17 protein-coding genes are annotated in these 22,427 nt (G+C 63.9%); 14 read left to right on the forward strand and 3 right to left on the reverse strand.

The annotated features are described in order from the left end of the window. Positions 1-67: 67 nt before the first annotated feature. From NQE15_RS01585 to NQE15_RS01620, 8 genes are all read left to right on the forward strand, one after another. The gene (locus NQE15_RS01585; RefSeq protein WP_265945910.1) at positions 68-1,990 is read left to right on the forward strand and encodes a PrkA family serine protein kinase; all 1,923 of its coding nucleotides are present in this window, start codon (positions 68-70) and stop codon (positions 1,988-1,990) included. A gap of 74 nt (positions 1,991-2,064) precedes the next feature. Next, positions 2,065-3,336: a YeaH/YhbH family protein gene (locus NQE15_RS01590; protein WP_265945912.1), complete on the forward strand. Its 1,272-nt coding sequence runs from the start codon at positions 2,065-2,067 to the stop codon at positions 3,334-3,336. Further along, positions 3,333-4,856, forward strand: coding sequence for a SpoVR family protein (locus NQE15_RS01595; RefSeq protein WP_265945914.1), 1,524 nt, complete (start codon positions 3,333-3,335; stop codon positions 4,854-4,856). Before NQE15_RS01590 ends, NQE15_RS01595 begins: the two co-directional genes overlap by 4 nt. Before the next feature lie 75 nt (positions 4,857-4,931). Next, a complete protein-coding gene (locus NQE15_RS01600; protein ID WP_265945916.1) occupies positions 4,932-5,660 on the forward strand; it encodes a YEATS-associated helix-containing protein in 729 nt (242 codons plus the stop codon). Positions 5,661-5,705: 45 nt separating this feature from the next. Next, complete coding sequence (gene glmU, locus NQE15_RS01605; protein WP_265945918.1) at positions 5,706-7,064, forward strand: bifunctional UDP-N-acetylglucosamine diphosphorylase/glucosamine-1-phosphate N-acetyltransferase GlmU; 1,359 nt, start codon at positions 5,706-5,708, stop codon at positions 7,062-7,064. Beyond that, a complete protein-coding gene (locus NQE15_RS01610) occupies positions 7,064-7,369 on the forward strand; it encodes a hypothetical protein (RefSeq protein WP_265945920.1) in 306 nt (101 codons plus the stop codon). Before glmU ends, NQE15_RS01610 begins: the two co-directional genes overlap by 1 nt. A 36-nt stretch (positions 7,370-7,405) precedes the next feature. Further along, a complete protein-coding gene (gene fusA / locus NQE15_RS01615) occupies positions 7,406-9,457 on the forward strand; it encodes an elongation factor G (RefSeq protein WP_265945922.1) in 2,052 nt (683 codons plus the stop codon). A 196-nt stretch (positions 9,458-9,653) separates the two neighbouring features. Next, entirely contained in the window at positions 9,654-10,529 is an 876-nt protein-coding gene (locus NQE15_RS01620; RefSeq protein WP_265945924.1) for an HDOD domain-containing protein, read from the forward strand. Between the two features lie 93 nt (positions 10,530-10,622). Here NQE15_RS01620 and NQE15_RS01625 read toward each other — a convergent pair whose 3' ends face one another. Beyond that, complete coding sequence (locus NQE15_RS01625; RefSeq protein ID WP_265945926.1) at positions 10,623-11,345, reverse strand: BON domain-containing protein; 723 nt, start codon at positions 11,343-11,345, stop codon at positions 10,623-10,625. Positions 11,346-11,577: 232 nt separating this feature from the next. On the opposite strand from NQE15_RS01625, the gene NQE15_RS01630 reads away from it, so the two are divergent. Next, a complete protein-coding gene (locus tag NQE15_RS01630) occupies positions 11,578-12,582 on the forward strand; it encodes a hypothetical protein (protein WP_265945927.1) in 1,005 nt (334 codons plus the stop codon). Here NQE15_RS01630 and NQE15_RS01635 read toward each other — a convergent pair. Together NQE15_RS01635 and NQE15_RS01640 are read right to left on the reverse strand one after the other, a co-directional pair. Beyond that, positions 12,579-13,325: a response regulator transcription factor gene (locus NQE15_RS01635; protein ID WP_265945929.1), complete on the reverse strand. Its 747-nt coding sequence runs from the start codon at positions 13,323-13,325 to the stop codon at positions 12,579-12,581. The two genes, NQE15_RS01630 and NQE15_RS01635, sit on opposite strands and share 4 nt — an antisense overlap. Continuing rightward, complete coding sequence (locus NQE15_RS01640; RefSeq protein WP_265945931.1) at positions 13,322-15,334, reverse strand: PAS-domain containing protein; 2,013 nt, start codon at positions 15,332-15,334, stop codon at positions 13,322-13,324. The genes NQE15_RS01635 and NQE15_RS01640 overlap by 4 nt, the downstream gene beginning before the upstream one ends. A 159-nt stretch (positions 15,335-15,493) precedes the next feature. Between NQE15_RS01640 and NQE15_RS01645 the strand changes: the two genes are divergently transcribed. The 5 genes from NQE15_RS01645 to NQE15_RS01665 are packed head-to-tail and all read left to right on the forward strand — an operon-like array spanning position 15,494 to position 22,329. Next, on the forward strand, positions 15,494-17,131 hold the full coding sequence (locus NQE15_RS01645) for an acyl-CoA synthetase (protein WP_265945933.1): 1,638 nt from the start codon (positions 15,494-15,496) through the stop codon (positions 17,129-17,131). A 19-nt stretch (positions 17,132-17,150) separates the two neighbouring features. Continuing rightward, the gene (locus NQE15_RS01650; protein ID WP_265945935.1) at positions 17,151-17,945 is read left to right on the forward strand and encodes an electron transfer flavoprotein subunit beta/FixA family protein; all 795 of its coding nucleotides are present in this window, start codon (positions 17,151-17,153) and stop codon (positions 17,943-17,945) included. A gap of 2 nt (positions 17,946-17,947) precedes the next feature. Beyond that, positions 17,948-18,877: an electron transfer flavoprotein subunit alpha/FixB family protein gene (locus NQE15_RS01655; RefSeq protein ID WP_265945937.1), complete on the forward strand. Its 930-nt coding sequence runs from the start codon at positions 17,948-17,950 to the stop codon at positions 18,875-18,877. Positions 18,878-18,904: 27 nt separating this feature from the next. After that, the gene (locus NQE15_RS01660) at positions 18,905-20,683 is read left to right on the forward strand and encodes an acyl-CoA dehydrogenase C-terminal domain-containing protein (protein WP_265945939.1); all 1,779 of its coding nucleotides are present in this window, start codon (positions 18,905-18,907) and stop codon (positions 20,681-20,683) included. Positions 20,684-20,691: 8 nt separating this feature from the next. Beyond that, positions 20,692-22,329 (forward strand): electron transfer flavoprotein-ubiquinone oxidoreductase, encoded by a 1,638-nt coding sequence (locus tag NQE15_RS01665; protein WP_265945940.1) that lies wholly within the window; start codon positions 20,692-20,694, stop codon positions 22,327-22,329. Positions 22,330-22,427: the final 98 nt, after the last annotated feature.

Consider the following 22,427-nt stretch of genomic DNA (forward strand, 5'->3'; position numbering starts at 1 on the left):
GCCGAGCCGTTAAGAGAGAACAAGGGAGTACCGCCGAGCAGTCGAAGCAAACTTCAAGGAGGCAGCCATGTCGATATTCGCCCGCTACCAAAGTCGCTATGAAGCGCTACAGGAAGAGGAATTGTCGGTCCAGGAATACCTGGAACTCTGCAAGACCGACAAAACGGCCTACGCCAGCGTCGCCGAGCGCATGCTGCTGGCCATCGGCGAACCGGAACTGGTCGATACCCGATCCGATCCGCGTCTCTCGCGCATCTTCGCCAACAAGATGCTCCGGCTCTATCCGGCCTTCCGCGAGTTCTACGGCATGGAAGAGGTCATCGAGCACATCGTTTCCTACTTCCGCCATGCGGCCCAGGGCCTGGAAGAGAAGAAGCAGATCCTCTACCTGCTCGGCCCGGTCGGCGGCGGCAAGTCCTCGCTGGCCGAACGCCTGAAATATCTGATCGAGAAAGTACCCTTCTACGCGATCAAGGGCTCGCCCGTGCACGAGTCGCCGCTCGGTCTGTTCAACGTCATGGAAGACGGCCCGATCCTCGAAGAGGATTACGGCATTCCTCGCCGTTACCTGGGCACCATCATGAGTCCGTGGGCGGTCAAGCGCCTGCACGAATTCGGCGGCGACATCGCGCGCTTCCGGGTGGTCAAGCTGCACCCCTCGGTGCTGTCGCAGATCGCCGTCTCGAAGACCGAACCGGGCGACGAGAACAACCAGGACATCTCCTCGCTTGTCGGCAAGATCGACATCCGCAAGCTGGAAACCTATTCCCAGAACGACCCGGACGCCTATTCCTACTCCGGCGGCCTGTGCCTGGCCAACCGCGGCGTGCTCGAATTCGTCGAAATGTTCAAGGCGCCGATCAAGGTCCTGCACCCCCTGCTCACCGCGACCCAGGAGCAGAACTACAAAGGCACCGAAGGCTTCGGCGCCATTCCCTTCGACGGCATGGTGCTCGCCCACTCCAACGAGGCGGAGTGGCTGACCTTCAAGAACAACCGCAACAACGAGGCCTTCCTCGACCGCATCTACATCGTCAAGGTGCCGTACTGCCTGCGGGTGACCGACGAAATGCACATCTACGAGAAGCTGATGTTCAATTCCTCGTTGTCCAAGGCCCCCTGCGCGCCGGATACCCTGCGCATGATGGCGCAGTTCTCGACCCTGTCGCGGCTCAAGGAACCTGAGAACTCCAGCATCTACAGCAAGATGCGGATTTACGACGGCGAGAACCTCAAGGACACCGACCCCAAGGCCAAGAGCTACCAGGAATACCGCGATTTCGCCGGGGTTGACGAGGGCATGAACGGACTCTCCACCCGCTTCGCCTTCAAGATCCTGTCCAAGGTCTTCAACTTCGACCACCGCGAGGTGGCGGCCAATCCGGTGCACCTGATGTACGTCCTCGAACAGCAGATCGAGCAGGAACAGTTCCCGCCCGAGGTCGAAGACCGCTACCTGCGCTACCTCAAGGAATTCCTCAGCCCGCGCTACGCCGAGTTCATCGGCAAGGAAATCCAGACCGCCTACCTGGAAAGCTACTCGGAATACGGCCAGAACATCTTCGACCGCTACGTGACCTACGCCGACTTCTGGATCCAGGACCAGGAATTTCGTGATCCGAACACCGGCGAGATGCTCGACCGCGGCGCCCTCAACGACGAACTGGAAAAGATCGAGAAACCGGCCGGTATCAGCAATCCGAAGGACTTCCGCAACGAGGTGGTGAACTTCGTCCTGCGTTCCCGTGCTCAACATGACGGCAAGAATCCGGCTTGGACCTCGTACGAAAAGCTGCGGGCGGTGATCGAGAAGAAGATGTTCTCCAACACCGAGGAACTGCTGCCGGTGATTTCCTTCAACACCAAGGCCAGTGCCGACGAGCAGAAGAAGCATCAGGACTTCGTCAACCGCATGATCACCAAGGGCTATACCGAAAAGCAGGTCCGGCTGCTCTGCGAGTGGTACCTGCGGGTCAGGAAGAGTTCTTGATGCGGTGAGGATCGCGTTGTCAGGATCGGGTAACGGAAAAACCCCTGATCCTCGATCCTAAACAGGGAGTTCCCATGACGGTACGCATTGTCGACCGGCGGCAGGACAGCAGAAACAAGAGTTCCATCAACCGGAGCCGGTTCATCCGTCGTTTCAAGGGGCAGATCCGCAAGGCGGTGGCCGATGCCATCGCCAAGCGCGGCATTCGCGATCTGGAAAGCGGCGAGAAAATCGGCATTCCCGGCAAGGACATTTCCGAGCCGCAATTCCACCATGGCAAGGGCGGGGTGCGCGAGTCCGTGCATCCCGGCAATGACCGTTTCCAGTCCGGCGACCAGATGGATCGCCCGCCTGCCGGCGGCCAGGGGCAGGGCAGCGGTCAGGCCAGCCCCGATGGCGAAGGTATCGATGACTTCGTCTTCACGCTGACCCGTGACGAGTTTCTCGACATCTTCTTCGACGAACTGGCCCTGCCCAATTTGGTCAAGCGGCAACTGGCGCGGATCGACGAATACAAGCGGGTGCGCGCCGGCTATACGCAGAGCGGCGTGCCGACCAACATCAACCTGGTGCGCACCATGCGTGGCGCGGCCGGGCGCCGGGTCGCCGTCGGCGGCCCCTACGCCACCCGGCTGCGCGGCTTGCAGGCCGAACTGGAACAGGCGCTCGACGAAATGCCCCTCGATGAAACCGAGGTCGAGCGCCTGCAGCGCGAAATCGCTTGTCTGAAAGCCCGGCATGAAGCGATTCCCTTCATCGACCCCTTCGACCTGCGCTACAGCAACCGCATCCGCATCCCCGAACCCTCGACGCAGGCCGTGATGTTCTGCCTGATGGACGTCTCCGGCTCGATGGACGAGGGCAAGAAGCAGATGGCCAAGCGCTTCTTCATGCTCCTCTATCTGTTCCTGAACCGCAATTACGAGCACATCGAGGTCGTCTTCATCCGCCATCACACGGTGGCCGAGGAAGTCGACGAAGACGACTTCTTCCACTCCCGGGAAACCGGCGGCACCATCGTCTCCAGCGCGCTGAAGCTGATGCACCAGATCATCAGCGAACGCTATGCCAGCAACGTCTGGAACATCTACGGCGCCCAGGCTTCCGACGGCGACAACTGGAACGACGACTCGCCGCGTTGCCGCGAAATGCTGGCCGAGTCGATCCTGCCGCTGATGCAGTACTTCGCCTATATCGAAATCACCGACGGCGAACCTCAGAATCTCTGGTACGAATACGAACAGCTGGCCACCACTCACGCCGGCGTCTTCGCCTTGCAGCGCATCGCCGCAGCCAGCGACATTTACCCGGTGTTCCGCGAACTGTTCAGAAAGCGGCTGGTATGAGCAAAAAAAAATCCCGCCTGATTGCCGAGGGGTCGGACTGGACGCTCGAAGCGATCGTCCGCTACGACGAGGAAATTGGCCGCGTCGCCAAGCACTACGGCCTCGATACCTACCGCCACCAGCTCGAAGTGATCACCGCCGAGCAGATGATGGACGCCTACGCCGCGATCGGCATGCCGGTCTATTACCACCACTGGTCCTTCGGCAAACACTTCCTGGAAACCGAGAACCGCTACAAACGGGGCCAGATGGGCCTGGCCTACGAGATCGTGATCAATTCCGATCCCTGCATCGCCTACCTGATGGAAGAGAACACGCTGACCATGCAGGCCCTGGTCATCGCCCATGCCGCCTATGGCCACAATTCCTTCTTCAAGGGCAACCACATGTTCAAGCAGTGGACCAGCGCCGATGCCATCATCGACTACCTGGTCTTCGCCCGGAACTACATTGCCGAGTGCGAGGAACGCCACGGCGTCGATACCGTCGAGCAACTGATCGATGCCTGCCATGCACTGTCCAATCTCGGCGTCGATCGCTACAAGCGGTCGCCGCCCTTGTCGCTGGAAAAGGAGAAGACGCGGCAGCGCGAGCGCGAGGCTTACTTGCAGGCCCAGGTGAACGATCTATGGCGAACTTTGCCGCGTCGTGATGCGCCGTTCGCCGAGGCCGAGGAACGCCGCTTCCCCGAGGAGCCGGAAGAAAACCTGCTCTATTTCGTCGAAAAGAACGCCCCGCTGCTCGAACCCTGGCAGCGCGAAATCGTCCGCATCACGCGCAAGATCAGCCAGTATTTCTACCCGCAGCGCCAGACCCAGGTCATGAATGAAGGCTGGGCCTGCTTCTGGCACTACACGCTGCTCAACACGCTGTACGACGAGGGCAAGGTCAACGACGGCTTCATGCTCGAATTCCTGCAGTCGCATACCAATGTCGTCTACCAGCCGCCCTACAGCAGCAACTGGTATTCCGGCATCAATCCCTACGCCCTGGGCTTCGCTATGTGGCAGGACATCCGCCGCATCTGCGAGCGGCCGGACGACGAGGACCGCGAGTGGTTTCCCGACATCGCCGGCTCCGACTGGCGCGAAACCTTCGATTTCGCGATGCGTAACTTCAAGGACGAGAGCTTCGTCGCGCAATACCTGTCGCCCCGGCTGATGCGCGAATTCCGGCTGTTCTCGGTGCTCGATGACGACAGCAAGCCGAAACTGAAGGTCGATGCCATCCACGACGAGCAGGGCTACCGGGCCTTGCGCCGCAATCTGGCCGAACAGTACAACCTGGGCAGCAGCGATCCGAACATTCAGGTCTGGAACGTCGATCTGCGCGGCGACCGCTCGCTGACCCTGCGCCACTTCGCCCATCAACGCCGGCCGCTGTCCTCGGCCAGTCTGGTCGTGCTCGAACACATGGCCAGCCTGTGGGGTTTCAATGTCCGGCTCGAACACCAGACGCCGGCCGGCGAGTGGGTGCTGCTCGCCGAGCGCAAGACCGAGCGGCGCAAGCATCCAGACTGATCACGACATTTATCCATCCTGCTTCGACAGCCTCCGGTAATCGTGTGAAAATGGCGACGAACAGGGGGAGAAAAAATGTCGACTGAATTGCAAACCGCCTTCCAGGTCTCCGCGCCTAGCGCAGGCATCGATACACACATGCTGTTAATCCTGGCCATCATGGTGGTGGCCGGCATCCTGGGTGGCGCCGCCAACTACTTCCTGGCCGATCGCCAGGGCGAACCGGGCCGCCGCGACTGGATCAAGTATCCGGTTTTAGGGGTGGTTGCGGCGCTGACCGTGCCGCTCTTCCTGAACATGATTTCCAGCACGCTGCTCGAGGGGGCGCGCACCAAGCCGGTCGATTTTTTCGCCTTCGCCGGCTTCTGCCTGATCTATGTCGTCGCCTCGCGGCGCCTGCTCGAAAACGTTGCCCAGCGCCTGCTCGGACAGATCGACCAGGTCAAGCGCGAAGTCGGCCATCTCAAGCAGCAGCGCCGGGAGGAGCCGATGGTCCAGCTGCCCAAGGCCGAAGCCGAAAAACCGGCCGAGCCGGAACCGCGTGAAGTCCTCTCCTACAACGATGTCGAGATCCTGCGCGCCCTGGCCGAGGAAAGCTTCGTCTATGGCAATCTCGCCGCGATTTGCGAGCGCACCGGTCTGGCCCGCGATTACGTCAGCCAGCGCCTGACGGTGATGAAGACCATGGGCGTCATCGAAACCCGCATCAACGACAAGAACGTCCTGCACTGGGGCGTTTCGGCGCGCGGCAAGGCCGTGCTCGGCGAAATCCTGACCGGTCAGGACGACAAGAAATCCGCATGAATCCTGCCGGCCCTGCGCCGGCGCCAGAGTGAAACCGAAACCATCATGAACATCGTCATTCTCGCTGCCGGCCAGGGCAAGCGCATGCATTCCAATCTGCCCAAGGTCCTGCATCCGGTCGCCGGCAAGGCGCTCGCCCAGCATGTCATCGACACCGCGCGCACGCTGGCGCCGGAAAAGCTGATCGTGGTCTATGGCCACGGCGGCGACGTCGTCAAGGCGACGCTGGCCGCGCCCGACCTGGCCTGGGCCGAACAGGCACAGCAACTGGGCACCGGCCATGCTGTCGCCCAGGCCCTGCCCGAACTCGGCGCCGCCGCCCAGACCCTGGTCCTCTACGGCGACGTGCCGCTGACCACGGCGGCGACCCTGAAGCGCCTGCTCCAGGCCGGCCGGGACGGCCTGGCCATCCTCACCGTCGATCTCGCCGACCCCAGCGGCTACGGCCGCATCGTCCGCGACGCCGCTGGCAACGTCCAGCGCATCGTCGAACAGAAGGATGCGACTGACGAAGAAAAGACCATCCGCGAGATCAACACCGGCATCATGGTCATGCCGACGGCCCGGCTGGCCGACTGGCTGGGTAAGCTGAAGAACGACAACGCCCAGGGCGAGTACTACCTGACCGATGTCGTCGCGCTTGCGGTCGGCGAAGGCCTGGCGGTGCGCACCGCGCAGCCCGAAGGCGAATGGGAGGTGCTCGGCGTCAACAGCAAGGTTCAACTCGCCGAACTGGAGCGCCAGCACCAGCGCAACATCGCCGACCAGCTGCTGGTCGCCGGCGTCCGCCTGGCCGACCCGGCGCGCATCGACATCCGTGGCGAACTGAGCCACGGCCGCGATGTGTCGATCGACGTCGGCTGCGTCTTCGAAGGCAAGGTCGAACTGGCCGATGCCGTCGAAGTTGGCCCCTACTGCGTGCTGAAGAACGTCAAGGTCGGCGCCGGCACGCGGATCGCCGCCTTCTGCCATTTCGAGGATGCGGTGATCGGCCCGGACGGCGTGCTCGGCCCCTACGCCCGCCTGCGGCCCGGCACCGAACTCGGCCCCGAAGTCCATATCGGCAACTTCGTCGAGGTCAAGAAGAGCACCATCGGCGCCCAGTCCAAGGCCAATCACCTGGCCTACATCGGCGACGCCGAGATCGGCCAGCGCGTCAATGTCGGCGCCGGCACCATCACCTGCAATTACGACGGCGCCAACAAGTTCAAGACCATCATCGAGGACGACGTCTTCATCGGTTCCGACACCCAGCTCGTCGCGCCGGTGACCGTCGGGCGCGGCGCGACGCTGGGCGCCGGCACGACGCTGACCAAGGATGCGCCGCCCGACGCGCTGACCGTGTCGCGCGCCAAGCAACTGACGCTGGCTGGCTGGCAGCGGCCACAGAAGGTCAAGAAGTAATGGATTTCTGGTTTCTGACTTTTCTCTTTACCGTCGCCATCCTGATCGCCGTCGGCGGGGCGCTGCTGCTCGTCGGCTACATGGCGACGCTGCCGGCCGCCTTCGATTTCGGCTGGCGCGTCTGGCTGCCGACCCTGCTACTGCCGGTGTTTGGACCGTTGTGGTTTGCCCGGAGCCATTGGGCTGAATTTGCCCGACCCGGCAAACAATTGCTGTTCGGCGTGCTGTTGCTGCTCGCCGCCGTCGGCCTGCTTTACGGTGCCGGGCCGCATTTCGTCGATCGCATGGCGGCCGGCATCAAGTGATTTTCAACTGATTCGCATCAAGCCCAGGAGAAGAAGATGTCCAAGTACACCACCGAGGCACTCCGTTCCATTGCGCTGGTCGGCCACGGCGCCGCCGGCAAGACCCTGCTCGCCGAGGCGCTGCTCCAGGCGACCGGCGTCATCCAAACGAAAGGCAGCGTCGAGAAGGGCACCACGGTCTGCGATTTCGATGCCCAAGAGAAGGATGCCGGCCACTCGCTGAATTCGGCCATCGTCAATTTCGGCTACGAAGACAAGCAAATTAACCTGATCGATACCCCGGGCTATCCCGACTTTGCCGGTCAGGCCATCGCCGCTCTGGCCGGGGTCGACACCGCACTGGTCGTGATCAATGCCCAGACCGGCGTCGAACTGATGACCGAGCGCATGATGCGCCACGCCGCCGAACGCAAGCTGTGCCGGATGATCGTCATCAACAAGATCGATGCCGACAACCTCGATCTGCCCGGCCTGGTCGCCGATATCCGCGAGCGTTTCGGCCAGCAGTGCATGCTGCTCGACCTGCCGGCCCATGGCGCGGCTGAGGTTGTCGAGGTGCTCGAACACGATGCCGGCGATGCCGATTTCGCCTCGGTCGCTGCCGCCCATCGCGCCCTGATCGACCAGATCGTCGAGGAAGACGAGGACCTGCTCGCGCAGTATCTCGAGGATGGTGCCGATCCGAGCGCAGCCGCGCTGCATGCGCCCTTCGAGAAGGCACTGCGCGAAGGCCACCTGATCCCGATCCTCTTCGTCTCGGCCAAGACCGGCGCTGGCATCAAGGAACTGCTGCACGTACTAGCCAGCCTGGCGCCGAATCCGGCCGAAGGCAACCCGCCACCTTTCTACAAGGGCGAGCCCGGCGACCGCAGCGAACCTTTCCACGCCGCGCCGGATGCCGGCAAACATGTGCTGGCTCACGTCTTCAAGGTGGTGGCCGACCCCTACATGGGCAAGATCGGCATCTTCCGCGTCCATCAGGGCGCCATGAAGAAGGACATGCAGCTTTTCGTCGGCGACGGCAAGCGCCCGTTCAAGGTCGCCCACCTCTACCAGTTGCAGGGCAAGGACAGCGTCGAGGTCGACGAGCTGCTGCCGGGCGCCATCGGCGCCATCGCCAAGGTCGAGGAAATCGAATTCGACTGTGTGCTGCACGATACGCACGACGAGGATCACATCCACCTGGTGCCGCTCGAATTCCCGAAGCCGATGGCCGGGCTGGCCGTTGAAACGAAAAAGAAGGGTGACGAGCAGCGCCTGTTCGACATCCTCGGCAAGTTGGCCATGGAGGACCCGACTTTCATCGTCGAGCGCCATCCGACCAGCAATGAAACGGTGATCCGCGGTCTCGGCGAAATCCACCTCAAGGCCAAGCTCGAGAAGATGGCCAGCCAGTACAAACTGGATGTCGATACCAAGCCGCCGCGCATTCCCTACCGCGAAACCATCACGGCTTCCGCCGAGGCCATGCACCGTCACAAGAAGCAGAGCGGCGGCGCCGGCCAGTTCGGCGAAGTGCATCTGCGCATCGAGCCCAAGGCGCGCGGCGAAGGCTTCGAGTTCGTGGATGCGGTCAAGGGTGGCGTGATTCCCGGTGTCTTCATGGCGGCGGTGGAAAAGGGCGTCCGCCAGGGTCTCGAAGGCGGCGTGGTCGCCGGCTACGAGGTCGAGGACCTGAAAGTCACCGTCTTCGACGGCAAGACCCACGCCGTCGATGGCAAGGAAGTGGCTTTCGTGACCGCCGGGCGCAAAGCGGTGATCGAGGCGATCCGGGCGGCCAAGCCGATCGTCCTCGAACCCATCGTCAATATCGAGATCGTCGTCCCGGAAAGCGCCATCGGGGATCTGAGTGGCGATCTGTCGGGCCGCCGCGGTCATATTACCGGTACCGACGGACGCGGCCATGGCATGGCCGCGATCAGCGGCGAGGTGCCGCTGGCCGAACTCAACGACTACCAGTCGCGGCTGAAATCGCTGACCGGCGGCCAGGGCAGCTACACCATTGAATTCGCCCGCTATTCGGCGGTGCCCGGCAATGTGCAGCAACAACTGGCCGGCAAGTTCCAGTTGCACGACGACGACGAGTAAACGCCAACCCGGCCGCGCCGACGTGGCGCCAAGGTGTTGAAAGAGGGCTGATTTTCAGCCCTCTTTTTTTTCCGCCCGGCGTGCGCCGGGTGGATCGTTTTCGGGGCGCCGCGGTCGAACCGGCAGTTGCAGAAAAAACTCAAGTAATTCCGAACCTTGCCGATATAACTTTAGGCATAGTCTAAACGGGGCAAGCATGCTGACGCAGCATCAGTTGCATTGGGGGGTTGATCAATGGGCGGCTTATCTGAGCGCCCAGTCCTTGCCCTGCATGCCTCGCTCAAAACTGCTGTTGACCGCGCTCGAAGAAGTCAGCGGCGACCGGCTCGCGGTGCGTGAGCTGGCGGACATCGCCAGCGGCGACACTTTCCTCTGCATGCGCCTGTTGCGGGCGGCGGAAAGGCAGCGTACCCAGCGCCTGGCGCACGAAACGACGACGGCGCTGGCGGCGCTGATGCAGTTGGGCAGCGATGCTTTTCGCGAATTGCTGATGACCAGCCCGGAAACCGACGACGCCCATCCCGGCCTGGCGGCCTGCGAGGCGCGTTCGCACATGGCCATGCACCTGGCGCTGCACTGGGGTAGGGCCCGGGCCGATATCTCGCCCGACGAAATTGCCCTCGCCGCACAGCTCTCCGAAATCGGCGAATTGCTGCTCTGGAACTTCGCGCCCGAACTGCCGATGGCGGCCCTCGAGGAAATGGCCTTCGAGCGCGCGACGCGCTCGGTGCAGGCGCAGGAACAGGCCTGCGGCTTTGTCTTCCGCTCGCTGACGCTCAAGTGCGCGACCATCTGGCGCCTGCCGGCCTTGCTGATTCAATTGATCCGCGGGGCGGACAACGTGCGGGCCAATATGTCCCGCCTCTGCGTCGATACCGCGCGTCATCTGGCAGCCGGCGCGGATAATCCGGCACTGCCCTGTGATCTGGTCGAGGCAAAACGCCTGATGCCCCATGCCTCGCTCGAATGGCTGGCCAGTTGCCTGGTCGGGCTGGGGCCGGAAGAGATGGCGCTAGTTGTCGAGCGAGCCCAACAAAAGCTGCAGGAACAGGCTCTCGTCGACGACCACTGAGCTTTGACAGGGGTCGGGATTTCCCAGCCTCGTCCGCTCAGCGCTCTTGTTGATAGGTGCCGATCAGTTCGGCCAAGCCCAGCACGTGCCCGGCTACCTGACTTCCAGCCGATTAATCACGCCATCCACCGCATACAGGTACCAGGCGTCCATTTCGGCCCGTGACTTTTCGCCATGACTGGAAACAACCCCCTCCAGCGTGACGACATGGTCGGTGCTGCCGATGCCGATTCGGTCGGCGTGAACATAAGGATCGGCTTCGAGCACCAAGTGCAGGGCGTCGACGATCTCGTGGTCGTTGTCCTCCTCGGACGGCACCACCGCCAGAGCGTTGACCACATCCCGGCAGCCCTGGGCCCACCACGCCAGCACACCGGCCAGGCGTTTGTGGGAGAGGCTGATGACCTGCCCGGACAGCGTGACGACGCCGTCCTCGACCGCCACCTCGATCGTGCCGCTGGCCTCGGGCCCGGCATCCTGCAGGGTTTCCAGGAGCCCCTTGACGCGAGCGTGGAGTCCGCAATTGCGGAAGTCGATGCTGCCCGCCAGCAGTTTGCAAACGGCATCGCGCGTGGCGCCATCGCCCGGCGTCGAGCCGGCGGCGACCCGCAGATGGTCGGCGATGGCGCGGACCCCGTCGACTCCGGCCGCCGCCTTGAGGGCCCGCTTCTTGGCCGCGATATTGGCGACTTCGCCGACCAGCATCAGCGTGCCGGCGCTGAAAGTCAGCCCGATCGGGCTGTTCTGTCCGTCGTTTCGGGTTTCCCACTCGATGGCTGCCAGCACCTGTCTCACGACCTGATCTCGATTCGGCATGATCGTTTCTCCTCCAAAAAATAGCTTCAGCGCCGCCGGCCAGAGTGTCGGGGGCGTCGGTACAGGAACGCTGGCCGCCGCCAAGTCCTCCGCTATAGGACTCCGGAAGGGGTAGAGAGTTGCGACCATCCGCTGCGAACCTTGCCCTCCCGTCCAGGTCTGTTGACATGATGGCGGCGGGGTTGAGCACCCGGCCGGAATGCTCGTCAACGCTGTGCTCCAGGAGAACATCATGTCGCCACGCCTGACCCCAAGTCTCCTCGGCGCTACCCTGATTCTGATCGCCGCCAACGTCGTGGCCGGCGGCTCCAACTACGCGACCGCCCCTGGTGTCCTGGCCGATTTTCGCGGTGAAGTCAGGGAATGGCCGGTGCCGACCCCGGAATTCGCCCGTGACCCGGCCGTGGCGCCGGACGGCAGCATCTTCATCGCCGTCATGCGTGGCAACAAGGTCGCCCGCTTCGATCCGGCGACGGCGGCTTTTCGCGAGTGGGAGATGCCGCCCAGCCACCATCCGCATGGCCTGCTGGTCGATCGCCAGGGCATCGTGTGGACCACCGGCAACGGCAATGGCACGATCGGCCGCCTCGATCCCGGGCGCGGCGAGATCCGCGAATTCAAGACGCTCGCGGGCGGCGGCGGGCCGCATACCGTGGTCATCAGCGACGACGGCGCCAGCCTCTGGTTCACGCTGCAGGCCGGCAACCGGATCGGGCACCTGGAGACGGCCAGCGGCCGCATCGTCGAATACAAGACTTCAGGCGGGCCCTACGGCATCAGCCTCGACCGTCGGGGCCGGGTGTGGTTCTGCCGGATGGGCGACGACAAGCTGGGCATCCTCGATCCCGAATCGGGCGCCATGAGCGAACTGGCCCTGCCGGCCGGTTCCCGCCCGCGGCGCATGGCGACGGCGCCCGACGGCTCGCTGTGGGTCACCCTCTATGGCAGCGGCAAGCTGGCCCAGGTCGATCCGCTCGCCGCCCGGGTGATCCGCGAGGTGGCGCTGCCCGCCGGTCCGGGTGGCGGTCCCTACGCGGTAACGGTTGATGGCGCCGGCCTAGTCTGGGTCAATGAAATCGAGACCGACACCGTGCTGCGCCTCGATCCGGCCAGCGGCGAACAACGGGTGGTCAAGCTGCCGACGCGCGGCGCCGGCATCCGCAAGATGGTGGTCGATGCCCAGGGCCGGCTGTGGTACATGGGCAGCCACAACGGCCGCCTGGGCATGGTCCGCTAGGGCGCGGCCGGCGGCTGGTCGGACTGGGCCGCGTCGGGCCAGGTGACGGTGGCCAGGAACAGGTAGCCGGCGCCATAGACCGTCTTGATGAAAGCCGGGTTGTCGCTATCCGGTTCCAGCTTGCGGCGCAGGCGGGAGATGCGGACGTCGATGCTGCGGTCGGTCGGCGCCAGGTCGCGGGTGCCCATCAGCTGTTCGCGCTGCAGGATGCGGTTGGGGTTGCCGACGAAGACCTTGAGCAGTTCGGCTTCCGCGGTGCTGAGCTGGTGTTCGTCGCCGTTCGGCGCGGTCAGCGTGTTGTTGCCGATGTTGAAGCGCCAGCCGGCAAATTCGGCAATCTGCCGGGCCGGACTGTTCTGCGCATTTTCCCGGCGGCGCAGGATGCTGCGCACGCGGGCGACCAGTTCGCGCGGCTCGAAGGGTTTCAGGATGTAGTCGTCGGCGCCCAGTTCGAGGCCCATGACGCGGTCGCTGATGTGGGCGCGGCCGGTCAGGATGACGATGCCGCAGCCCGACTGGGTGCGCACCCGCTGCATGACCTCGAGACCGTCCATGTCGGGCAGGCCGAGGTCGATGATGCAGAGGTCGGGGGCCAGCGCGCGCAGGCGGCGCAGCAGGTCGGCGGCGCTGCGGCACCAGACGGTGCGGAAGCCGAAATCGGCGAGCACCTGTTCGATGATGCGGGCGACGTCGGGATCGTCCTCGACGATGATGATCAGCTTCTGGGATTCGCTTTCGCTCATGACTTGTTGGCCTTCTGCAGGGCGCGCGCCAGATCCTGGCGGACAAAGGGTTTGGCCAGCACCGGCAGGTCGCTGGCGCCATCCTCGGCTTCGTCGGCATAGCCGCTCATCAGCACGATGCGCATCTGTGGGTGGCCGGCCAGCACCTGCTCGGCGAGTTGCCGGCCGTTGATGCCGCCGGGCATGATGACGTCGCTGACGACGATGGCGATGTCGGGAATCTGCTCGATCATGGCCAGCGCCTGGGCGCCGTTTTCGGCCTCGATCACCGGGTAGCCGAGGTCGATCAGCTGCTGGCGCACGACGCGCCGGACATTCGGCTCGTCCTCGGCGAGCAGCACCAGTTCGCCACCGTGGGCGAGCGGCGCTTCGTCGGCCGGACGGTCGACATCGGGCTCCGGTGTGGTCAGCGGCAGCACCATGAGCACCGTCGTGCCCTGGCCGGGCTGGCTCTGGATCGAGATGCCGCCGCCCGACTGTTTGACGAAGCCGTAGGCCATCGAGAGGCCCAGCCCGCTGCCCAGCCCGAAGCGCTTGGTGGTGAAGAAGGGTTCATAGACGCGGGCCAGGGTCGCGGCATCCATGCCGCAGCCGTTGTCGGCGACCTCGATCAGCGCGTAGCGGCCGGGGGCGACGTCGAAGGCGCCGGCATCGGCCGACAGTTCGACAGCGCGGGTGGCGATGTGCAGACGGCCGCCGTCGGGCATCGCATCGCGGGCGTTCAGGGCGAAATTGAGCAGGGCGCTTTCGAGCTGGCCGGGATCGACCAGCGCATGCACCGTGCCGCTGGCGACGTCGGTCGACACGGCGATCGATTCCGGCAGCGAGCGGCGGACCAGCTTGGCGAGGCCGCCGATCAGGCGGCCGATCTCGACCGCCTGCGGTTCGAGCGGCTGCTGGCGCGAGAAGGTGAGCAGGCGCTTGATCAGCTGCACGCCGCGCCGCGCCGACTGCAGCGCCGGTTCGACGAATTCGTTGACCTCGGCGTCGTCCGGGCGGTGATCCTGCAAGGCGGCGAGGTTGCCGATGACGACGGTCAGCAGGTTGTTGAAGTCGTGGGCCAGGCCGCCGGTCAGCTGGCCGATGGCCTCCATCTTCTGGGCCTGGACGAGGGCGGCTTCCATGCGTTTCTGCTCGGTGATTTCGTGCGAGAAGACGAAGAAGCCCAGGGTCTCGCCTTCCGTAGTGATTTCGGGAACCAGCGTGCTGCGCGCATAGACCGTCTGCCCGCGGCGTTCCATCTGGTACTCGTAGGTTACCTGCTGGCCGGCCAGGGCTTTCTTCACCGGCTCGCGGACCTGGGCATAGACCTGCGGCCCGATGACGTCGAGCACGGCCCGGCCGGTGACTGCGCCTTCCGGGTGGCCATACCAGTCGGAATAGCCCTTGTTGGCGTACTGGTAGACCTCATCTTTGTCGACATAGCCGAGCAGGATGGGAATCGTGTCGTTGATCAGGCGCAGGCGTTCTTCGTTGCGGCGCAAGGCGGCGGCGATGCGGGTGTTTTCGCTGTTGGCACGGCTGAGATTGGCGTTGGCGTTTTCGAGCTGGGCGGTACGCCGGCGGACGCGTTCCTCGAGCTGGATGTTCTGATGCTCGGTCAGGTTCTCGATGTAGCGCTGTTCGGTGACGTCGCTGTAGAGCGTGACGAAACCCATGTGCGGCAGCGGCTCGCCGCGCAGCAGCAGGACCCGGCCGTTGGGCCGCTGGCGCTCGGTGATGTGCGGCGCGAAGCTGGCGGCCTTGGCGACGCGTTCGGCAATCTGGATTTCACGGTCACCCGGACCGTACTCGCCACGCTCGGCGTTGTAGCGGATGAAATGCTCGAAAGGCGTGCCGATCTGCGCCAGTTCCTCGGGGAATTCGAGCAACTGCAGGAAGGGCCGGTTCCAGGCGACCAGCCGCAAATTGGCGTCGAAGACGGTGATCCCCTGGTCGAGCAGGTCGAGCCCGGCCTGCAACATTTCGTGGCGCTGGGTGCTGTCGGGTAGCGGTGGAGCGGGGTTCATCGGGGCGATTCTAGTGCACTCCTGGGCAGGGCTTTGGCGATGTAACGATTCGTTACATTGTGCCAATAGTTATGCAAGAGTGTTTTGCCATCCTCACGCTCAATAAAAAGTAATTACCAGAGAACAGCACTCTGCCAGCAGTATTGTGAGGAGACTTTTGTGGCCAATCCGTACGCCGTCGGGCTCGACCAGAACCCGGCCAATTATGTTCCGCTTTCCCCGCTGAGCTTTCTCGAGCGCTCGGCTTTCGTCTATCCGAAGCGTATTTCGGTCATCCAGGGCGCCCGTCAATATACCTGGAAAGAAAGTTACGACCGTTGCCGTCAACTGGCTTCGGCACTGAGCAGTCGCGGCATCGGCAAGGGCGACACGGTCGCCGTGATGTTGCCCAACTCGGCACCGATGTTCGAGTGCCACTTCGGCGTGCCGATGACCGGCGCCGTGCTCAATACCCTGAATACCCGGCTCGACGCCGAGGCCATCGCCTTCATGCTGGCCCACGGCGAGGCCAAGGTGCTGATCACCGATCCCGAGTTCTCGGCCACCGTCAAGGGCGCCCTGGCGCTGCTCGACGGGCCGCAGCCGCTGGTCATCGACACCCTTGACCCGGAATTCACCGGCGGCGAAGCGCTCGGCGAGAAAGACTACGAAGCCTTCCTCAATGAAGGCGAACCCGATTTCGCCTGGCAACTCCCGGAAAACGAGTGGGATGCCATCGCCCTGAACTACACCTCGGGCACCACTGGCAACCCGAAAGGCGTCGTCTATCACCACCGCGGCGCCTACCTGAATTCCGCCTCCAACATCATTTCCTGGGGCATGCCGCCGCACGCTGTGTATTTGTGGACCCTGCCGATGTTCCATTGCAACGGCTGGTGCTTCCCCTGGACGCTGGCGGCCAATGCCGGCACCAGCGTCTGCCTGCGCAAGGTCGATCCGGTCCTGATCTTCGGACTGATCAAGGAACACAAGGTCAGCCACATGTGCGGCGCGCCGATCGTCTACGGCATGATGATCAACGCCCCGGCGGCCTTGAAGGAAGGCATCACTCATCAAGTCAACGGCCTGATCGCCGGCGCCGCGCCCCCGGCCGCCATCATCGAGGGCGCCGAGCAGATGGGCTTCAACATCACCCACGTCTACGGCCTGACCGAGACCTACGGCCCGGCTTCGGTCTGCGCCAAGCATCCGGAATGGGACCGCCTGCCGATCGAACTGCGCGCCGCCCGCAACGGCCGCCAGGGCGTGCGCTACCACATGCAGGAAGCGATCGAGGTTCGCGATCCGGTCAGCCTCGAACCGGTGCCCTGGGATGGCGAAACGATGGGCGAGATCATGTTCCGCGGCAACCTGGTCATGAAGGGCTACCTGAAGAATCCGACGGCAACGGCGGAAGCATTCGCCGGCGGCTGGTTCCACACCGGCGACCTGGCCGTCGTGCATAGCGACGGCTACGTCAAGATCAAGGATCGCTCCAAGGACATCATCATCTCCGGTGGCGAGAACATCTCGTCGCTGGAAGTCGAGGACGTGCTCTACCGCCACCCGGCGGTGATCGCCGCCGCCGTCGTCGCCAAGCCCGATGAAAAGTGGGGCGAGGTGCCGGCTGCCTTCGTCGAACTCAAGGATGGCGCGCAGACCAGCGAAGGCGAAATCATCGAGCACTGCCGCGCCCATCTGGCCCGCTTCAAGGTGCCCAAGCAGGTGGTCTTCGGCGCTTTGCCCAAGACCTCGACTGGCAAGATCCAGAAGTACGTGCTGCGCCAGCACGCCCAGTCCGTCCTCGCCATCGAGTAATCCGCATCCCCCTGTCGCCATGCCTTGGCCGGCAGGGGGCTGCTCGTTCGGAAAAAGGAATACCCATGAAAATTCTCGTCCCGTCAAACGGGTCATCGACTACAACGTCAAGGTTCGCGTCAAGGCGGACGGGTCGGGTGTCGATCTGGCCAACGTCAAGATGAGCATGAACCCCTTCGACGAAATCGCCGTCGAGGAAGCCGTGCGCTTGAAAGAAGCCGGCATCGCCACCGAAGTCATCGCCGTCTCCTGCGGCGTCGCCGCCTGCCAGGAAACCCTGCGCACCGCGCTGGCCATCGGTGCCGACCGCGCCATCCTGGTCGAGACCGATGTCGACCTGCAACCGTTGGCCGTCGCCAAGCTCCTGAAAGCATTGTGCGCCAAGGAAGCCCCGCAACTGGTGATCTGCGGCAAGCAAGCCATCGACGACGACGCCAACCAGACCGGCCAGATGCTCGCCGCCCTGCAAAACTGGCCGCAAGCCACCTTTGCCTCCAAGGTCGTGATCGCCGACGGCAAAGCCACCGTCACCCGCGAAATCGACGGTGGTCTGGAAACCCTGGCGATCAGCCTGCCGGCCGTGGTCTCCACCGACCTGCGCCTCAACGAGCCGCGCTACGCCACCCTCCCCAACATCATGAAAGCCAAGAAGAAGCCGCTCGACACCGTCAAGCCGGCCGACCTCGGTGTCGATGTCGCACCGCGGCTGACCACGATCAAGGTTGTCGAACCGGCCAAGCGCTCGGCAGGCATCAAGGTCGCCGACGTCGCCGAACTGGTTAACAAACTGAAAAATGAAGCGAAGGTGATCTGATCATGACGATCCTCGTTATCGCCGAACACGATCACGCCAGCCTCAAGGCCGCCACCCTGAACACCGTTGCCGCTGCCCAGAAGATCGGTGGCGACATCCACGTCCTGGTCGCCGGCACCGATTGCAATGCCGCCGCCCAGCAAGCCGCCGGCCTGCAAGGCGTCACCCTGGTCAAAGTGGCCGACGCCGCCCATTACGCCAGCCAGACCGCCGAGAACCTGACCGCCCTGGTCATCGCCAACGCCAGTGGTTACACCCACATCCTGGCCCCGGCCACCACCTTCGGCAAGAACCTGTTGCCGCGCGTCGCCGCCTTGCTCGACGTCGCCCAGATCTCCGAAATCACCGCCGTCGAATCCCCGGACACCTTCGTCCGTCCGATCTACGCCGGCAATGCACTGGCCACCGTGCAGAGCGCGGACAAGATCAAGGTCATCACCGTGCGCAGCACCGCCTTCGATGCGGTTGGCACCGGCAATGCCGCCCCGCTCGAAGCCATCGCCCCAGCCGCCGACACCCAGCAAAGCACGCTCACGAACCGCGAACTGACCAAGTCGGCCCGTCCCGAACTCGGTGCCGCCAAGATCATCGTCTCCGGTGGGCGTGGCCTGGGCAGTGGTGAGAACTACCACAGCCTGCTCGAACCGCTCGCCGACAAGCTCGGCGCGGCGCTCGGTGCTTCCCGCGCCGCGGTCGATGCCGGTTTCGTGCCCAACGACTACCAGGTCGGCCAGACTGGCAAGATCGTCGCCCCGCAGCTCTACATAGCGGTCGGCATCTCGGGTGCCATCCAGCACCTGGCCGGGATGAAGGAATCGAAAGTCATCGTCGCCATCAACAAGGACCCCGATGCGCCGATCTTCCAGGTCGCCGATTACGGCCTGGTTGGCGACCTGTTCGAGGTCGTGCCGCAACTGGTTGCCGCCGTCTAAACCAATAAATATTCAGGAGATAAACCCATGAGCACCTATATCGCCCCGATTCGCGACATGCAGTTCGTCCTCAACGAAGTCGCCGGTCTCGAAGAGATCTGCGCGCTGCCCGGCAACGAGGAATGTTCCGTCGATCTCGTCGAGTCCATTCTCGACGAAGCCGCCAAGTTCGCCACCGGCGTCCTCGACCCGATCAACCGCGTCGGCGACCGTACCGGCCACGTCTGCAAGGATGGCGTGGTGACCACCGCCCCCGGCTTCAAGGAGGCCTACCAGCTGTTCTCCGAAACCGGCTGGAATTCCATGCCCTTCTCGCCGGAATACGGCGGCCAGGGCCTGCCCGCCGTCGTCTCGATGGCGGTCAACGAAATGTGGAAGGGCGCCAACATGGCCTTCGGCCTGTGCCCGATGCTGACCGGCGGCGCCATCGAAGCCATCGCCCACCACGCCTCCGACGAACTCAAGCAGAAGTACCTGCCGAAGATGGTCGAAGGCACCTGGACCGGCACCATGAACCTGACCGAGCCGAATGCCGGCTCCGATCTGGCCGCCATTTCTTCCAAGGCCAAGGCCGTCGGCGACGGCACTTACCTGGTCAGCGGCACCAAGATCTTCATCACCTGGGGCGAACACGACGTCGCCGAGAACATCATTCACCTCGTGCTGGCCCGCCTGCCCGACGCCCCGCCGGGACTGAAGGGCATCTCGCTGTTCCTGGTGCCGAAATTCCTGGTCAATGCCGACGGTTCGCTGGGCAAGCGCAACGACCTGATCTGCGCTTCCATCGAACACAAGCTCGGCATCCACGGCAGCCCGACCGCGGTCATGTCCTACGGCGAGAACGAAGGCGCCGTCGGCTACCTGATCGGCGAAGAGAACAAGGGCATCGGCTACATGTTCACGATGATGAACCACGCCCGCGTCAATGTCGGCCTCGAAGGCGTCGGCATCGCCGAGCGCGCCTACCAGCACGCCCTGTGGTACGCCCGCGAACGCGTCCAGGGCGCCCCGGTCGGCGACAAGTCGGGCATCAAGAAGCCCATCCTGCATCACCCGGACGTGCGCCGCATGCTGATCGACATCAAGTCGCGCACCGAAGCCATGCGCACCCTGGCCTATTACACTGCAGCCAACATCGACCGCGCCCATGCCGGAGATGCCGCCGCCCAGACTCGCGTCGACCTGCTGACGCCGGTGGTCAAGGGCTGGAGCACGGAGCAGGGCGTCGAGCTGACCTCGACCGCTTTGCAGGTCTTCGGCGGCGTCGGCTTCGTCGAGGAAACCGGAGCCGGCCAGTACTACCGCGATTCGCGCATCACCACCATTTACGAAGGGACGACGGCGATCCAGGCCAATGACCTGGTCGGCCGCAAGCTGGCCCGCGAAAAGGTGCCGGGTGCCGCGATGAAGGCGCTGATTGCCGAAATGTCGGCCACCGCCCAGGAACTCGAAGGCCAGGCCGCATTGGCCGGCATCGCTAGCAACCTGAAGAATGGCATCGCCGCGCTGAGCAAGGCCGCCGAGTGGATTCTCGCCACCTACGAAGCCAATCCGCAGGCGGTCCATGCCGGTTCGGTGCCTTTCCTCAAGCTGACCGGCATCGTGGTCGGCGGCTGGCTGATGGCCAAGTCGGCGGCGATTGCCGTCAAGCACCTGGCCGCCGGCAGCAGCGACGACTTCTACCAGGCCAAGCTGGCCACGGCGAGCTATTTCGCCGCTCACCAGCTGCCGTTCGCCACCGCCTACGCCGCCGAAATCACCGGCGGCAGCGAGTCGGTCTTCGGCCTGGCCGAAAACCTGTTCTGAGCACGATCATGCGTACCGATCGCGAGGCGATGGAATACGATGTCGTGATTGTCGGCGGCGGCCCTTCGGGGCTGTCCGCGGCGATCCGCATCAAGCAGTTGGCGGAACAGGCGGGCAAGGAAGTCTCGGTCTGCCTGCTCGAAAAAGGCTCGGAAATCGGCGCCCATATCCTGTCCGGCGCCGTGCTCGAACCGCATGCCCTGGCCGAGCTGATTCCCGACTGGCAGGAACGCGGCGCGCCGCTTAACACGCCGGCCGGTGAAGACCGCCTGCTGTTCCTGACCGAAGCGGGCGCTCACAAACTGCCGACGCCGCCGCAAATGGGCAACCATGGCAACTACATCATCAGCCTGGGCAATCTGGCCCGCTGGCTGGGCGAGCAGGCCGAGGCACTGGGTGTCGAGATTTACCCCGGCTTCGCTGCCGCCGAAGTGCTCTATCACGAGGACGGCTCGGTCAAGGGCGTCGCCACCGGCGATCTCGGCATCGGCAAGGATGGCCAGCCCGGCCACAACTTTCAGCCCGGCATGGAACTGCATGCCCGCCAGACCATTTTCGCCGAAGGCTGCCGCGGTTCGCTGACCAAAACGCTGTTCAGTCAGTTCCAGCTGCGGGACGGCGTCGATCCGCAAACCTACGGCATCGGCATCAAGGAACTCTGGGAAATCGACCCGGCCAAGCACCAGCCGGGGCTGATCGTCCATAGCGTCGGCTGGCCGCTGCAGAGCGACACCTACGGCGGCTCCTTCCTCTACCATCTGGAAAACAACCTGGTGGCGGTGGGCATGGTCGTCGGCCTCGACTACAAGAATCCCTGGTTGTCGCCCTACGAGGAATTCCAGCGCTACAAGACGCATCCGGCGATCCGCGGCTTCTTCGAAGGCGGCCGGCGCATTTCCTACGGCGCCCGCGCGCTGTCGGAAGGCGGCTACCAGTCGGTGCCCAAGCTGACCTTCCCGGGCGGCCTGCTGATCGGCGACACCGCCGGCTTCCTGAACGTGCCGAAGATCAAGGGCACGCACATGGCGATGAAGTCGGGCATGGTTGCCGCCGAAGCGGTCTTCGAGCATCTGTTCAAGGATAACGCCGGGGCGGAAGCCACCGAGTACGCCGAGCAGATCAAGAAGTCGTGGCTGTGGGACGAGCTCTACAAGGTCCGCAACATCCGCCCGGCCTTCAAGTGGGGCTTGTGGGGCGCACTGGCTTACGGCGCGATCGACACCTATGTCTTCAAGGGCAAGGCGCCGTGGACGATGCATCACCACGACGATCACAGCCAGTTGGGCGACAAGAACGCCCATCCGAAAATCGCCTATCCGAAGCCGGACGGCCAGCTGACTTTCGACCGCCTGTCCTCGGTCTTCCTCTCGGCGACCAACCACGAGGAAAACCAGCAGACGCACCTGCGCCTGAAGGATGCCTCGGTCGCGATCAGCGTCAATTACGCCAAGTACGGCGCCCCGGAAACCCGTTACTGCCCGGCCGGGGTGTACGAAATCCTCGGCGAGGAAGAAGGCCAGCCCCGGCTGCAGATCAACGGGCAGAACTGCCTGCACTGCAAGACCTGCGACATCAAGGACCCGACCCAGAACATCAACTGGACGGTGCCGGAAGGTGGCGGTGGGCCGACTTATCCGAACATGTAAGGCATTGCGGACCGGCGGGCGACCTTTCGCGCATTGAGGCGACCCGGCGGCCGAATAACGATAAACACGAGAACGGCAAAACCCTAGTTTTGACCCAC

This window comes from Dechloromonas sp. A34, from assembly GCF_026261605.1.
GTDB lineage: Bacteria > Pseudomonadota > Gammaproteobacteria > Burkholderiales > Rhodocyclaceae > Azonexus.

What these genes read in the sequence shown, in the direction of transcription:
- NQE15_RS01655 (WP_265945937.1), top strand. Translation starts at nt 17,948, where the DNA reads ATGACGATCCTCGTTATCGCCGAACACGATCACGCCAGCCTCAAGGCC.
- NQE15_RS01625 (WP_265945926.1), bottom strand. Translation starts at nt 11,345, where the DNA reads ATGCCGAATCGAGATCAGGTCGTGAGACAGGTGCTGGCAGCCATCGAG.
- NQE15_RS01600 (WP_265945916.1), top strand. Translation starts at nt 4,932, where the DNA reads ATGTCGACTGAATTGCAAACCGCCTTCCAGGTCTCCGCGCCTAGCGCA.
- NQE15_RS01635 (WP_265945929.1), bottom strand. Translation starts at nt 13,325, where the DNA reads ATGAGCGAAAGCGAATCCCAGAAGCTGATCATCATCGTCGAGGACGAT.
- NQE15_RS01665 (WP_265945940.1), top strand. Translation starts at nt 20,692, where the DNA reads ATGCGTACCGATCGCGAGGCGATGGAATACGATGTCGTGATTGTCGGC.
- NQE15_RS01660 (WP_265945939.1), top strand. Translation starts at nt 18,905, where the DNA reads ATGAGCACCTATATCGCCCCGATTCGCGACATGCAGTTCGTCCTCAAC.
- NQE15_RS01630 (WP_265945927.1), top strand. Translation starts at nt 11,578, where the DNA reads ATGTCGCCACGCCTGACCCCAAGTCTCCTCGGCGCTACCCTGATTCTG.
- NQE15_RS01620 (WP_265945924.1), top strand. Translation starts at nt 9,654, where the DNA reads ATGCTGACGCAGCATCAGTTGCATTGGGGGGTTGATCAATGGGCGGCT.
- NQE15_RS01640 (WP_265945931.1), bottom strand. Translation starts at nt 15,334, where the DNA reads ATGAACCCCGCTCCACCGCTACCCGACAGCACCCAGCGCCACGAAATG.
- NQE15_RS01595 (WP_265945914.1), top strand. Translation starts at nt 3,333, where the DNA reads ATGAGCAAAAAAAAATCCCGCCTGATTGCCGAGGGGTCGGACTGGACG.
- NQE15_RS01585 (WP_265945910.1), top strand. Translation starts at nt 68, where the DNA reads ATGTCGATATTCGCCCGCTACCAAAGTCGCTATGAAGCGCTACAGGAA.
- fusA (WP_265945922.1), top strand. Translation starts at nt 7,406, where the DNA reads ATGTCCAAGTACACCACCGAGGCACTCCGTTCCATTGCGCTGGTCGGC.
- NQE15_RS01590 (WP_265945912.1), top strand. Translation starts at nt 2,065, where the DNA reads ATGACGGTACGCATTGTCGACCGGCGGCAGGACAGCAGAAACAAGAGT.
- NQE15_RS01650 (WP_265945935.1), top strand. Translation starts at nt 17,151, where the DNA reads ATGCCTTGGCCGGCAGGGGGCTGCTCGTTCGGAAAAAGGAATACCCAT.
- glmU (WP_265945918.1), top strand. Translation starts at nt 5,706, where the DNA reads ATGAACATCGTCATTCTCGCTGCCGGCCAGGGCAAGCGCATGCATTCC.
- NQE15_RS01610 (WP_265945920.1), top strand. Translation starts at nt 7,064, where the DNA reads ATGGATTTCTGGTTTCTGACTTTTCTCTTTACCGTCGCCATCCTGATC.